General features: G+C 42.7%; 11 protein-coding genes. 7 read left to right on the top strand and 4 right to left on the bottom strand.

The window, feature by feature from the left end:
* Positions 1-2: 2 nt before the first annotated feature.
* The 7 genes from nuoD to J6I44_RS07935 all read left to right on the top strand — a co-directional run bounded on the left by nuoD (position 3) and on the right by J6I44_RS07935 (position 8,976).
* Complete coding sequence (gene nuoD / locus J6I44_RS07965; RefSeq protein WP_265765522.1) at positions 3-1,295, top strand: NADH dehydrogenase (quinone) subunit D; 1,293 nt, start codon at positions 3-5, stop codon at positions 1,293-1,295.
* 7 nt (positions 1,296-1,302) lie between these two features.
* Positions 1,303-1,860 (top strand): NADH-quinone oxidoreductase subunit NuoE family protein, encoded by a 558-nt coding sequence (locus J6I44_RS07960; RefSeq protein WP_265765521.1) that lies wholly within the window; start codon positions 1,303-1,305, stop codon positions 1,858-1,860.
* Positions 1,860-3,152, top strand: coding sequence for an NADH-quinone oxidoreductase subunit NuoF (gene nuoF, locus J6I44_RS07955; protein ID WP_265765520.1), 1,293 nt, complete (start codon positions 1,860-1,862; stop codon positions 3,150-3,152). Before J6I44_RS07960 ends, nuoF begins: the two co-directional genes overlap by 1 nt.
* A gap of 80 nt (positions 3,153-3,232) precedes the next feature.
* The gene (locus tag J6I44_RS07950; RefSeq protein WP_265765518.1) at positions 3,233-4,969 is read left to right on the top strand and encodes an NADH-quinone oxidoreductase subunit G; all 1,737 of its coding nucleotides are present in this window, start codon (positions 3,233-3,235) and stop codon (positions 4,967-4,969) included.
* 13 nt (positions 4,970-4,982) lie between these two features.
* On the top strand, positions 4,983-5,993 hold the full coding sequence (gene nuoH / locus J6I44_RS07945) for an NADH-quinone oxidoreductase subunit NuoH (protein ID WP_265765517.1): 1,011 nt from the start codon (positions 4,983-4,985) through the stop codon (positions 5,991-5,993).
* Between the two features lie 212 nt (positions 5,994-6,205).
* Positions 6,206-7,840: a LuxR C-terminal-related transcriptional regulator gene (locus J6I44_RS20620; protein ID WP_286670494.1), complete on the top strand. Its 1,635-nt coding sequence runs from the start codon at positions 6,206-6,208 to the stop codon at positions 7,838-7,840.
* 230 nt (positions 7,841-8,070) lie between these two features.
* Positions 8,071-8,976: an alpha/beta fold hydrolase gene (locus tag J6I44_RS07935; protein ID WP_265765516.1), complete on the top strand. Its 906-nt coding sequence runs from the start codon at positions 8,071-8,073 to the stop codon at positions 8,974-8,976.
* A gap of 209 nt (positions 8,977-9,185) precedes the next feature.
* Here J6I44_RS07935 and J6I44_RS07930 read toward each other — a convergent pair whose 3' ends face one another.
* The 4 genes from J6I44_RS07930 to J6I44_RS07915 form a co-directional block, all read right to left on the bottom strand.
* A complete protein-coding gene (locus J6I44_RS07930; protein WP_265765515.1) occupies positions 9,186-10,268 on the bottom strand; it encodes an NAD-dependent epimerase in 1,083 nt (360 codons plus the stop codon).
* Positions 10,269-10,565: 297 nt separating this feature from the next.
* A complete protein-coding gene (locus tag J6I44_RS07925) occupies positions 10,566-12,362 on the bottom strand; it encodes an ABC transporter ATP-binding protein (RefSeq protein WP_265765514.1) in 1,797 nt (598 codons plus the stop codon).
* A gap of 46 nt (positions 12,363-12,408) precedes the next feature.
* Positions 12,409-12,933 carry a hypothetical protein gene (locus tag J6I44_RS07920; RefSeq protein WP_265765513.1) on the bottom strand — a complete coding sequence of 175 codons (525 nt, stop codon included), beginning with the start codon at positions 12,931-12,933 and terminating at the stop codon, positions 12,409-12,411.
* A gap of 49 nt (positions 12,934-12,982) precedes the next feature.
* Positions 12,983-15,319, bottom strand: coding sequence for a GumC family protein (locus tag J6I44_RS07915; RefSeq protein ID WP_265765512.1), 2,337 nt, complete (start codon positions 15,317-15,319; stop codon positions 12,983-12,985).
* Between the last annotated feature and the right edge of the window lie 34 nt (positions 15,320-15,353).

Genomic DNA, 15,353 nt, shown 5'->3' with positions numbered 1-15,353 from the left:
TTATGGATACTAAAAATATTAAAAACGCAGTTGATCCTCAGTTTTTCAAGGAGCATCAGGAATCGCTGTACCAGGCGCTCGAGGATAAGCATACCACAATTGAGTTAATGGATGAAGAAGATCCTCTTAATACCAAGATGATCTTGAATATGGGTCCCCAGCACCCGGCTACGCACGGGGTTTTACGACTCATTCTCCAATTGAACGGCGAACTTATTGAAAAAGCGAAGCTCGATATAGGCTATTTGCATCGCGGGGTCGAGAAAATTGCTGAGAATAAGACCTACCAGGAATTCATGCCCTACACTGATCGCATGGATTACCTTTCTCCCTACAGTAATAACGTGGCGCTCTGTACGGCCGTAGAGAAAATTGCCGACGTTGAAGTACCCGAACGGGCGCACTACATCCGGATGATAGGATGTGAGCTGGCACGGATTTCTTCACACCTCCTTTGGCTCGGTACCATGGTTATGGATGCCGGGGCCGTCTCATTTTTTATCTGGACTTTCCGTGAGCGTGAAAAATTATATGATATTTTTGACAACATTGGTGGACATCGTTTTACGATTTCCCACGCCCGTATCGGTGGGGTAGCGAATGACCTCACAGATGACGCCTTGGCGATGATTAAGGAGTTTGTTAATGAATTTCCAAAAGAGCTCAACGATTTTCACGGCTTACTCGACCGTAACCGTATCTTCTTTGACCGAAACCGAGAGGTGGGAGTATTAACGCCGGAAAGAGCTCTCGAAATTGGAGCTACCGGCCCTACCCTGCGCGGCTCGGGCTATGCTTATGATATTCGGGACTTTGAACCTTATGCCCGTTATGATGAGGTAGATTTTGAAATACCTACCCGCCTTGAAGGAGATAACTTGGCCCGGTACTATGTTCGTATGGAAGAGATGCAGCAAAGCATCCGTATCATTGAGCAGTGCCTCGATAAACTTCCAAAAGGTCCTGTTCGAACGGACAATGCCAAGCAGGCATATCCATCCAAAGACGAGGTTTATTATTCGATGGAGGGTATGATTCATGACTTTATGATGACAGATACCGGTATCTGTCCGCCGGAAGGCGAAGAAAGCTACCACGCGGTTGAAGGCCCTAAAGGAGAACTCGGATACTATATTAAAAGTGATGGAACCGGGCATCCCTGGCGACTGTCAATTAATTCTCCCTCTTTCAAAAACCTTCAGGCACTTGAAGATATGCTGGATGGAGAAATGGTCGCTGACACCGTAGTAATTATTGGAGGAGTTGACCCTGTAATGGGAGAAGCAGACAAATAAAGATTTTATGGCAGAACAAGATTATAGTTTTACACAGGAAGAACTTGACGAAATAGAACGGCTTAAAGCCAAATTTCCTACAGATAAGGCCGCAACATTGCGTGTCCTTTGGGTAGCCCAGGAAAAATACGGGCATGTGGAACCTGAAGTTCAACAGCTTGTTGCTGAGACACTCGATATTTCACCGGCTCATGTCCATGGGGTAGCTACATTCTACACCCAATACTACAAAGAGGAAATGGGCAAATTTGTATTGGATGTCTGCACCTGCTTAAGCTGTCAGCTCTGTGGAGGATATGAAATTTTGCATCATCTCGAAGACGAGTTAGGTATTAAAGCAGGAGAAACGACTGAGGATGGCATGTTTAGCATTCAGAGTGTTGAGTGCCTCGGTGCCTGTGGATATGCCCCCATGCTACAAGTAACCAATGGAGTGTATGCCAACAACCTGACCAAAGAAAAGGTTGACAAGCTTATTGAGAACCTTCGCAATGGCAATATGCCCGAGTTTGAATCGATGGTGATGCGTCAAAATGAAAAACGTAAGAAAGCGGTATCAGAATAATGGCTGAAGACTGGAGATCATACGAACCACTTCTTATTCCCGATATTCCCAACCTTCATGAAATTGATGTTTATGAAGAAAACGGAGGCTACCAGGCTCTCCGCAATATTCTGGATAACCGGGAAGGTAAATGGACACGCAATAATGTTACAAATGAAGTAAAGGCAGCTAATATTAGGGGGCGTGGTGGTGCTGGTTTTAATGCCGGGCTAAAATGGAGTTTCATGCCCGATCCCGACGATCGTCCGCGATACCTGGCTTGTAACGGTGATGAGTCTGAACCCGGCACCTTCAAAGATCGTAACATCTTTGAGTTTAACCCCCACCTTTTTATTGAGGGTGCACTCATTGCGGCTTACGCCATGACGATCGACACTATTTACGTTTATATTCGGGGTGAATACATCGATTGGGTTAACATTTTTGAAGAAGCCGTTGAAGAGGCTTATGAAAAAGGATATTTGGGCAACGACATTTTAGGGAGTGGCATCGATATTGATCTTCATACCACCTATGGTGCCGGCGCTTATATTTGTGGAGAAGAAACCGGTATGCTCGAATCCCTTGAAGGCAAGCGGGGATATCCTCGAATCAAGCCTCCCTTCCCTGCACAAAAAGGTCTCTGGGGAAATCCCACGACTATTAACAATATTGAAACCCTGGCCAATGTTCCGCTCGTTATAAATAATGGAGCTGAATGGTATCAGTCTATTGGGGCAGAAGGACATAATGGTCCTGTACTTTATGGTATCTCTGGTCATGTGAACAAGCCGGGTGTTTATGAATACCCCGCAGGTATGCCGGTAATGGACCTTATTAATGAGGTAGCTGGTGGTATTCGTGGCGGTAAAGATTTAAAAGCTTTAATTCCAGGGGGGACTTCTACCCCCGTGTTGCGCGCCGATCAGCTTGAGGGGGTTTCGATGGATTCAAACTCCCTGCGCGAAGCGGGCTCCATGATGGGAACGGCCGGTATGGTAGTCATGGATGAAGATACCGACATGGTAGATTTACTATGGCGTATTAGCCACTTCTTCCACCACGAGTCCTGTGGACAATGTACCCCATGCCGTGAAGGAACAGGCTGGCTTGAAAAAGTATTACTTAAGATTAAAAATGGTGACGGTGAAATTAAAGATCTGGATATGTTACTGGATCTTACCACTCAGATGGAAGGACGTACTATTTGCGCCCTCGCTGATGCCGCTGCATGGCCGGTTCGCCATACGATCAACCGCTTCCGAGACGAATTTGAAGCACGTTGTAAAAAATCAGTTCACGCTGTCGCTTGATTTTGCAGTTATTAATGGAATTTAAAGTTAGATCTTGCAGATGCTTTCAACAGTATCTCAAAAAATAAATTGAGAAACCGATGCCTGAAGTATTTATAGACGGTAAACGTTACGAATTTGAAGGTAAACCCAAGCTTCTCCAGTTTATCCTGGACCAAGGCTTAGAGGTCCCCTTCTTCTGTTACCACCCCTCTATGTCTATTCCCGCCAACTGCCGCCAGTGTATGGTTAAAGTTGGTACTCCCATAGCCGATAAAGATACCGGGGAGTATGAGTTGGATGAAAATGGAGAACGAAAAATTCGTTGGTTCCCAAAGTTTCAGACGTCATGTTCAACGACCGTTTCTGACGGTATGGTGGTGCATACCCAAGAATCTTCTGAAGAAGTAGCACGGGCACAAAAGGACACCCTTGAGTTTATTCTTATCAACCATCCGTTGGATTGCCCTATTTGTGATCAGGCCGGTGAATGTCCGCTTCAAATTCAGACTTATAAATATGGTCCTGAAGGTAGTCGTTTCGAGGTTAAGAAAGTTCATAAGCCTAAACGTGTTCAGCTGGGAGAACGTGTAACGCTGGATGCCGAACGATGTATTAACTGCACTCGGTGCGTACGATTTACGGAAGAAATTAGCGAGACCAACCAGCTAACCATTGTTTCCCGAGGAGATAAAAACTACCCGATGACCGCTCCCGGTGAAGAGTTTGATGATCCCTATTCTATGAATACCGTGGACATTTGTCCGGTTGGTGCTCTTACATCCACCGATTTCCGGTTCAAAGCGCGAGTGTGGGAAATGAATCAAACTCCAAGTATCGACATTACCAATGGCAAGGGCTGCAACGTCGATCTCTGGACCCGCGACAACCTCGTGCTTCGCATCACTCCCCGGCAGAATGAAGATGTAAATGACTACTGGATGCCGGACGAAGGACGTGATGCTTATCAACAATTTAATGAAAACCGGGTTTCGCGTCCCTCAATTAAGCTGGATGGGGACAATCAATCCAACACATCCTGGAATAATGCCATAGAGACTTTTGCTGAAGTACTGGAGGCTCACGAGGCTGATAATCTGGCTGTCATTGGTAGTCCCCACGCTTCGGTTGAAGAAAATTATGCTTTCAACAAGTTTTTTAACCTCTTAGGGGCCGCGAATGCTAAATTCACTCCTCACGTTATCCCCGGTTATGGCGATGACTTTTTGATTACAGACGATCAGGCTCCCAACGCTAACGGCTGCCGACTGATCAACCTTGATGAATCAGAAGCTGATGGCATCAAAGCTGCTATACAGAATGCCGAAGTAGTCATCATCCTATCGGACGATTTGATAGGCCGTGATGTATTTTCTGCTGAGGATCTTGATGACAAATACATTATTTCACTTGCTACCAATCAAACACCAACGGTAGAAGCATCTGACCTTGTCATTCCTATTACTTGTATCGCTGAACATGCTGCAAGCTATATTAATGTTGATGGACGCATTCAACGATCCTATCCTGCGAAAGAAACAAAATACACCAATCGTCGGCTGAATCTCGAAATGTCTGAAGGACGGTTGGATCGATACGGTACCAATTTCGATAACTGGGTAAGCGAAGAAAATAAAGTCGATTGCTTGCCGGTTTGGGAGTTCCTCAATCACTTAGGAGACCGCCTTGGCCTGGCTTACCAGCAAGATCATTCACGAACCATTTTTGCTGAGTTAAGTAATCAATTTCCTGCTCTTGAAGAGATTACCTATGAACGGATGGATGAAGAGCAGGGTGTTCAACTTCCTATCGAACAACAAGAAGTAACTCAAGCGTAAATAACACTATTACATGGAGCCTGTAACAACAACCTCATATATTGTTTTAGGAATTGCCCTATTCATGCTGCTCAATTCTGCAGCTATTGCCGTTTATGCCGAACGACGGGTATCAGCTTTTATTCAAAATCGGCTTGGTCCAAACCGAGTGGGTCCACTTGGGCTGTTCCAGCCTTTGGCGGATGTTGTTAAGCTGCTGCTCAAAGAGGATGTTACCCCGGCCAAAGGTTTTAAAACAATACATGCTATTGCGCCAGTCATTCCGGTGGTTACCGCACTGATGACGGTTGCCGTCATCCCTTTTGGAGATGGTTTATATGTAACCGACATCAACGCGGCTGTGCTCTACCTGCTGGCTGTTAACTCCTTAGGAGTCTATGGCGTTACACTTGGCGGTTGGGCCTCTAACAGTAAATACTCTCTTCTTGGAGGACTTCGTGCCGCAGCGCAGATGATCAGTTACGAGCTTCCTATGGGGATGGCCGTTGCTTCCTGTATTTTATTTTCTGGCTCCTTAAGCATGATTGACGTGGTTAATTCACAGGAAATATGGTGGAACATTTTCCGAAATCCCATTGCAGCAGTCATTTTTATTGTAGCGGCCTTTGCAGAAGCAAACAGAACTCCATTTGACTTGGTAGAAGCTGAACAAGAGCTTGTTGGTGGGTTCCATACCGAATACAGTTCTATGAAATTCGGAATGTTCTTTCTTGCTGAGTATATGCATGTCGTCATCGGAAGTATGCTCATCACTACTTTCTTTTTCGGTGGTTACCATCTGCCCTTTGCGGGGTATTGGTTGCCGGAGATGGGTTCAACCATGAAAATGATTCTGGATGTTTCCGTTTTTACAATTAAAACCCTTTTCTGGGCATTCACTTTCATCTGGGTTCGATGGACTATTCCACGGTTCAAGTACAACCAGGTTATGAAGTTGGGCTGGAAACGAATGCTCCCCATTAGCATTTTTAACTTTCTTATTCTGGCAGTTCTGATCTATGGCTACCACCATTGGTTAGGATAGTCTATAATTTTTAAAAAAATTAAGGGAAGAAATTGGAAATCAATTTCTTCCCTTTTTTTATTTTGGCCCTTTAGAAACCTCTCCTCTCTATTGTTCATTCCTTGAAGTTTATAGCAATACTGTTAACTTAAAATAATAGGGTGCCTTTTACCGTAAAAGTACCTTGGGTTCTGAACCATAAATGTAACAATGGATTGGGGAGAAAGCTGACTATGAATGCGAATAAACGACTTAAACAGGGGCGTCAAGCATTTCAGCAACAATCTTGGAGCGACGCTTATAAATTTCTGTCAGCTGCAGATAATAAAAACCCACTTGGAACCCATGATCTTGAACAATTAGCTAAAGCCGCTTACCTGATTGGAAGGGAATCCGAATATATTGATCTCCTTAGTCGTGCACATCATCAATTTTTAAACAAAGATGATACCCCAAAAGCCATAAATTGTGCGTTTTGGTTGGGGATGATACTATTTAACCAGGGAGAACACGCCCAAGGTAGTGGTTGGTTTGCCCGTGCTGGACGACTCATCGATGAGTATGGACAACAATGTGTACAGCAAGGTTTTTTACTGATACCTGAGGCCTTACAATGCCTCCGTCAGGATGATCCCGAGAACGCATTTGAACTATTTAGTAAAGCTGGAGAGATCGGGAATCAATTTAATAATCCAGACCTACTTACATTTTCACGGCTTGGATCTGGTCAGGCTTTAATCCATCAGGGCAAAATTACTAATGGTACCACTCTGCTTGATGAGGCGATGGTAGCGGTAGTGTCGGATGAAACCTCTCCTATTGTGGCCGGTATTGTATACTGTGCTGTTATTGAAACATGCCAAAAGATTTATGATCTGCAACGTGCCCGGGAATGGACCGACGCCTTAAGCCGCTGGTGCGACTCTCAGCCCGACCTTATTCCTTATCGCGGACAATGTCTGGTCCGTCGCGCTGAAATCATGCAACTACAAGGTAAATGGCCGGTTGCATTGCAAGAAGCCCAACAGGCCTGTAACCTTCCCCGGCCATCCCACCCATCAGCAACAGGAGAAGCTTTTTACCGACAAGCTGAGCTCTATCGCCTACAGGGACAATTTTCACACGCTGAGAACGCCTACCATCAAGCCAGTAAATGGGGACGTAATCCACAGCCGGGTTTCGCACTTCTTAGGTTAGCCCAGGGAGAAGTTCAGGCCGCTAAAACAGCCATCCAACATATAGCAAAAGAGACTGCAAACCGGATGGCTCGCGCCAATATACTGCCGGCTTTCATAGAAATCATGTTGGAGGCGGCAGAATTACAGAGCGCAGAAGACAGTGCAGATGAGCTCGCTGGAATCGCCGCTGAACTCGATAGCCCATTTTTAATAGCTATCGCTGAGCAATCAACTGGAAATGTTCTGCTTAGAAAGTCAAAGCCAAGGGAAGCGATTAAAAAACTGCGTCACTGTTGGCAGCTTTTTAATAAAGTTGAAGCAAGATATGAGTCCGCACGAACCCAGAGACTAATGGGATTGGCTTATCTCAAACTTAATGATCATGATACGGCAAAAATAGAGATCAGTGCCGCCCGAGCGGTCTTTCAGCAGCTTGGTGCTACAACAGATATTCATAAAGTTGATTCACTCATTCCGAAACATGAATCAGATAAAACACATGGGCTTACCCCCAGAGAGCTGGAGGTACTGCAAATTTTGGCTACCGGCAAAACGAACAAAGAAATTGCCAACGAGCTTTTTATCAGTGAACGAACAGTAGACCGGCACGTCAGCAACATTCTGGGCAAATTTGGTGTGGATTCACGGGCGGCAGCCACCGCGTACGCCTATGAACATGATATGATTTAGTTATTAGTTAATTGTTATTCGTTATAGACATCCAATAGCTAATAACGAATAACTCTAAAACTAATCTGTGGGTAATATTACCCAAATTTTACCTTTCTAAAATTTGGGTACTTTCTCCGATTCACTGCGATCTCCCACCACTTATATTTGAAATAAGATCTTCCCCTCAAGAAAAACTTTATGCCATAGGGGGATTAACAAATAAATATAAAGTGAATGAGAGGAGTAAAATGTATACACTGTTATCTGACCATTCAACAAAGCAAAGTAGCACATCTAATAGTAAATATCGGGGCGAACTCTTGGCAGACATCCCAGCCACTGAACATCGGATGGACCTTGCTGGAATATCCACGGCCGTTCTTGTTAGCGGTGAAGGAGAACCTATAATCTTACTACATGGGCCCGGCGAAACATCCCTCTGGTGGATGCGTGTTATTCCAGGACTGGTGAAAAACCATCGACTGATTGTCCCAGACTTACCGGGACACGGAGCGTCAAAAGTTAGCCATGATGCATTGGATACAGATCTCGTATTCCAGTGGCTCAGCGAACTGATTACCAAAACCTGCTCAACTTCTCCTATCTTAGTAGGTCATATCCTGGGCGGTGCTATCTCCGCTCGTTTTGCCGTTAATCACGGTGAGCAAATTAAACAATTGGTGCTCGTTGATTCACTTGGACTGGACAAATTCAGACCAACACCGGGATTTGCTTTCGGATTATTTCGGTTCATGATCTGGCCAACCGAGAAGAACTTCGACAAGTTTTTTCCACACTGCATGTACGACGTGGATGAACTACAAAATCAGATGGGAGAAAAATGGAAACCCTTTGTGGAATACAATCTCGAATGTGCCCGCGATAAAGAACGCAGTGATGCCCTGCAATTACTTATGAAAACGCTTGGCATCCCAAAAATCCCTGACGATGACCTCCAAAAAATAGACGTACCTACTGCCCTGATTTGGGGGCGACATGACAAAGCAAATAAGCTAAAAATAGCCCACAAGGTGAGCCAACGTTACGGATGGCCACTACACATCATTGAAAAAACACGTGATGATCCCAAGCTGGAACGGCCTGGACCATTTATGGATACACTCAGCACCATCCTACAAGGCACCAAGCCCTAAATTTATGAATATAAACTTACTCTTTATCGGGGATAACCACTTTTAGGCTTGTGGTGTACCCAATTATTATTCCATCCGTTGGTAAATCTCGTGCACCTAACCCGAATTCAAGGCTAAAGTTCACCTACCAAAGTAGTATTCGATGTCGCCGCCCATGGCTACCAATATTTTTTTGAATACATTGTAGCAGTGTATCCACAAATAGACTCCTAAGAAGGTAAAGCGATATTATACTGTTTACTTTCTACATAGTAGCTTTTATACCAGCTCATGAATGCTTCAATTCCTTCCTCAACACCCACTTCGGGTTTAAAATCAGTATAGTCAAAGAAATCATCTACTTTTGCCCACGTTTTGGGTACATCTCCTGGCTGCATCGGTAACATATTTTTCTTAGCCTCAATACCCAGCTGCTTCTCAATTTCACCGATAAAATCCATTAGCTTAACAGGATTGCTGTTGCCAATATTGAAGATGTGGTAAGGGGCAAAACTTGTAGACGGATCCGGATTATTACCAGACCAATCTGTATTTGAAGACGGTGGCCGGGGAATTAATCGAGTAATGCCCTCTACAATATCATCGATATATGTAAAATCACGCTCCATCTTACCGTAGTTAAATACCTTAATGGGATCTCCCTTCAGCATTGCTTCCGCAAATAAAAATAATGCCATATCCGGCCGTCCCCAAGGGCCATACACGGTAAAGAAACGTAGCCCTGTGGTTGGTATATTGAAAAGGTTCGAATAGGTATGCGCCATCAGTTCATTCGATTTCTTACTGGCGGCATATAAACTCATCGGGTGATCTACATTATCTTTAGTAGAAAAAGGCATATTTGTATTACCCCCATATACCGAGCTGGATGAGGCGTATATGAAATGTTTTATGGAATGGTGTCTTGCACCTTCCAATAGATTTAAAAATCCAAAAATATTACTGTCTATATAACGATAAGGATCTTTTAAACTGTACCTGACACCTGCCTGTGCCGCAAGATTAATTACAACATCAAAGTCTTCTGTATCAAAAAGGTGGTCAATAAGAGGTTTATTTTCCAGATCTGCCTTTGTGAACTGTAAATTTTTGTTGGTACAGCTCTTTACTATATTTTCTTCAACAATACTTTCTCTTAAAATTCCCAATTCAGCCAACCGATCATATTTCAAATCGGTAGAATAGTAATCATTAATATTATCCAGGCCAACAACTTTGTGCCCTTCCCTAACCAATCGTTTGGTAAGATGAAATCCGATAAAACCCGCAATTCCTGTTACTAATATCTTCATAAAGTTTTCTCTCTATTTTTTGAAGCATTCAAAATACTATTCTGTAAGTTTACATGGATGTATCACATATATTTCAAAAAACGTGCCATACATCTTGCTACCTATTTTTTATTCATCCTCCCTCTTATAAATCCAACAAAACGTTTATTCAGCCCTTTAAAATGGCTTTTAATTTTACCTGTGGTAATTTCAAGTGAGTAATATTTACTCCGGCGAGTAAATATTTACGGATGTTATTTTAGTCTTAATAAAAGAGAAACCACGAGAAGGTTTGGACCATTTCTTTCCTCTTAAACTTCAGCTTTCCAAGGCCATTTCTCGAAACTTTATATTTGAATCGACCAGATCATGATAGCTTCCCTCTTGGATTATTTCTCCCTCTTCCATAAAATAGAGCTTATCACAATTTTTTACGGTTGTAAGTCTGTGAGCGATCATAATTAGTGTACGCTCCCCTTTCAATGATTCTATGGCACTGGTAATTTGTTTCTCTGTGATATTGTCCAACGCAGAGGTAGCCTCATCCATTATCAAAACCTTTGGGTTATGATAAAGAGCTCGAGCAATACCCACACGCTGACGTTGTCCCCCGGAAAGCCGGGTACCATTTTCCCCTACGATGGTATCTAAGCCATGAGGAAGATGGCTTACCATTGTTTCTAATTGTGCTAACCTAATGGCCTCCTTTACTTTTGAGTCATCAATCTCGGCCTCTGGAAGCCCAAATGCAATATTCGAACGCAAGGTTTCATCAGCCAGATAAATTGATTGCGGAATATACCCTATATTCCTTTGCCAAGCTGAAATACAGCCATTAATGTTGGTACCATCTACAAGAATATCGCCTTCGTTCGGTTCTAACAGTCCCAATATAAGGTCTACCATTGTAGTTTTACCCGCTCCTGAGGCTCCCACAAAAGCTACGGCCTTTCCCTTGGGAATAGTAATAGAAATCTGGTGTAAGGCCTCAACGTCTCCTTGCGGATAACGATAGTTAACATTTCTGATTTCAATTTTCTTGTTAAAGTCAAGGAGCTTGTTACTCCTGCGATCTTCTAAAAATTTGGTATTATATTCTTCCAGTTCCTTCAGGTCATTATACAAGGGTTCAAGGGAAACCATATTATACCTTAAATTGGTATAGTTCGATACCAGCTGCTGTATTGAAGGCATCAAACGTACGGTAGCCATAGCAAACAGCGTTAATATTGGGATTATGGCTCCCATTGATCGCTCCTGCCATACCAGCAGCACTGCGACTAAAAGCATTCCCAGTACTGCTGTAGTTTCTACAACTGGTCGTGGTATTTGCTGGATAAACCTAATATAGATCTTTAGTCGCGTGCTTATGAGTGTTTCTATACTAAATTTATCTATAAACTCTTCTTCTCTATTTAAAACACGCGCATCTTTTATTCCCCCTAATCCTTGATTCAATGCCTTAATCATCCCTGTTCTTCGTTTCTGTTCCTCCTCTCCATATTCCTTCATTTTCCTTTTATTAAACAAAATAAAAGTACCGGCCCCTACCCCTGACAAACTTATCACAAGCAATGTTATCAGCGGTTCCATAACGAAAAGAAAAGTCAGAATGGAAAATGCCATCACTCCCTCTCTGGTCATCTTTAGCATATTTGAGACCACATTATTTATAAATACATTAACCTCATGCGCTATATTCCGTAATAATTCAGCCGTATTCCTATTTAGATGAAAAGTATAAGGAGCATGCATATATGATTTCATCATCCGGTGACTGATGGTATATCTCCTGGTATACAAAAACCGGGCTTCATAATAATTGAATGTAATGATATAAGCGCTCTTGATGATGAAAATACCTAACAATGCAACAGATCCCCAGATTAAAAGATCGCGGGAGGATTCTATCTGCAGGATCGAAAACATAGGCTGTAACCACTGTATTTGCATAACCCTCTCCGGATCAGCTACAATGGCCACAAAAGCTGGAATCATCCCGATACCAACCACTTCCATGACAGCCGCAAAAAGCATGAGCAACAGAAGTATAAATAATTTAAGCGGGTCGCCTTCAGGAAGGACGTAGAATATTTTTTTTAATGTTTTAGGCAAAATTGAATCTCCAAAATTTAAATTATAGCCATAACTACCGACAGCTTTATCTGAGGTTTTCTAATAGCAGTATTGAGGTTGCAAGAACACTCAATACTGGAGCAACGACCCCTACATAGTCGCCAAATGACGGTTTCCTCCTTACCTGGAGCGTCACGATATCATTATTTTGAAGATCAAACTCAAACATCTCCACAGGTTCAGGATCTTGGTATCTGTATCTGAATAAAGCGACATCCACCTGACTTCTGTGCTCTTGATAACGAGATACTTTGACTTCAATTTGGGTTTTTGCCCAGTTTATGTCTGATTCCCTACCTCGAAGTTGGGTATATCCAAAACTATAAGATATCAATTCTGGAAGATTCGTTCCCTCTGGTATAATATAACGACCAGCACTGGCTACGTCTCCCCAAACGCTTACTGAATCCGTCAATTGTCCTATTTCAGCAACTCGGATATATCGGTTACTGAGCCCTCCATCTGCAGGTATCTGCGCATATAATGGGGAAACTCCGTACAGAACAAATGATGTGACAGCAATGATGATATATATTATTTTCCTTTGCATAACTTTATTTATTTAAATTTTAAATAGCCTGCTTTTTACGTTGGTCTTTCTATAGATAATCTTCGTAATTACTGTAGAGCGATTGGTAATAACCACTGCCATAATAACTGTTGGTCTCTTTGCGATAATCAAAATCATTGAGAACAATACTTATTACATTGGCATTAATCTGTTCAAGTTCTTCCATCGTTCTAAACATCATTCCCTTATTAGTCTTTCTATATTTAGCTACTACCACTGTTGCATCTGCCTGTTTAAGCATTGCAGTAGAATCACTGATGATACCATATGGTGGAGTATCCAGAATGATAACATCAAACACTTCCTTCATTTTCTCCATCAGTTTCTGGAACTTGGTACTGTTACTAATGACATCAGGAATATCAGCACCACTCCCTGCTGAAATTATCTTGAGGGTATCTACATCGGTATCCTGGATTAGCTCGTCGAATGTGAGCTCGCCCTGCAAATAATTCACCAACCCATTTTCACCGTCTAAGCCAAAATATTTATGAAGTTTAGGTCGACGAAAATCAGTTCCGATGATCAAGGTCCAATAGCCCTCTTCAGCCAGAGCAATGCCTAAATTGGATGCCACTGTTGATTTTCCGTCTCCCTTTTCAGCGCTGGTAATAACAATAGTCTGGGGTGGTTTTTCGCCCTGCTGGTAGATAATATTGTTTTTCAGACGCCTAACCGCTTCTGAGGCAATACTTGAATTGTTTTGTAATAAGACTAACTCTTTAGGTACCTTTCCCTTACCCTTTTCAAACGACTTTATGTCTCCATTTGATAGCTTCTCGAATGAAGGGATAACAGTAATCGGGGGCAAGTAAATGGTTCTGAGCTGCCCCACATTGTTAATACTATTATCTCTGAACTCTTTTATAAAGATATAGCCAGCTGCTAAAATCCCTCCCAACATTAAGCCCAGTACTAAAAAGATCTTCTTATTTGGCCCGACCGGTATATCAGGTACATAACCCGGATCCACAACGCGACCAAATCCAAATTGGGACTGCCTTAGCACAGACATGTCTGCATACTGCCGTAGTACATTCAGATAAAGCTCCTCATTGATTCTAACCTCTCTCTGCAATTTAGCCAACTTGACCATTCCCTCGGGTAAAGAATTAAAGTTGGCATCCATCTCATTTTTGTGGGTGGAAAGTGTGCTGCGTCGAGACTCCAACTGATTTTTCTGCATCCGTAACTCAACCAACCGAGTTTGAATCCTGGAAACCATCTCTGCCCTGTCTTCACCATTGATACCCAAAAACTCATTATCACTTGTGAAAAGCTTTTGGGACATGCTGTCTATTTCACTTTTCAGGCGGGTAATTTCTTTATTAAGATACTGTAATCGCGATGGCAGAGGATCCCGTTGTAAAACCCCCGGGTTCTTAGCAATAATTAAAGACTTTTCCTGTTCCATACGAGCCAGCATTTCTTGTGAGTTTCGAATCCGAGGTCCAATGGCCTCTGAAAATTGCTCGGAAAGTCCGGGCTTTACTCTTTCAAGTTGATTCTCATAATTACCTATATTTTCTGTAATAGCTTCCAACTCTAAATTAATGCGCCGCAATTCAGCCTCAGTATCTGACTTTTGCGCTACCATGCCTGTACTCTGTTCTTCAACATCGACAAGACCCGTAGAATCCATATATCTTCGAAGCTCCTGTTCAGACTCCTGTAATTTACCCTGCAGCTTTTGCTTTTCCTGTTCCAGAAACTCTGTGGTTGCCTGAGCAGCTTTCCTGCTTTGTTGCTTTGAAATTGTGATATAAGTTTCCATCACTGCATTTACCACTTCAGCCGCTTCCTCTGGCGAGGGACTTATAAAGCTGACCTCAATAACATCCGACTCTTCCTGGACTTTCTGAAACTTGGTCCCTTTTTCTATTTTATCGGCTACTTTATCTTGTGATGATTTATAAACATCTCCATTTTCATCTGCTTGCCACAAAATGGGAAACTCTTTTCGGCTTCCCGGTTCTTTAGATATTAGGTCTTCAGCTACTTGTAGCGCAAACTTCCGAGACTGTAACACTTGTAGTTCATTTTCAAGGGTTGAGCTGGTACCCTGCCCTGTAGTTTGGGAAATTATCTTGGAAAGCTCATCAGTAGGCGACTGATCAGTAGAGCTTATTATTATCTTCCCGTTACTCAGATAAGTAGGAGTTACGGTATCAGCGTAGAACCAAGCGGCCGTCGCGCCCATCACTAAGAACAGAGCTACAATCCATTTATATTTAAGCAGAATAGATATAATTTTATGCGGATCCAGAACGCTGGTTTGGCTATTAGACGCATTTGACCTGGGGACATACTGGAACTTATCTAATTCCCCATGCGGATTGTTATTTTTATGAAGTAAATTGGACATTTTAAGACCTTATTTATATTAAATTGCATTTCTT

The organism is Fodinibius salsisoli, from assembly GCF_026229185.1.
GTDB classification, from domain to species: domain Bacteria; phylum Bacteroidota; class Rhodothermia; order Balneolales; family Balneolaceae; genus Fodinibius; species Fodinibius salsisoli.
Note: the sequence above shows the minus strand (reverse complement) of the source record. Positions and strands in the feature narration are given on the sequence as shown.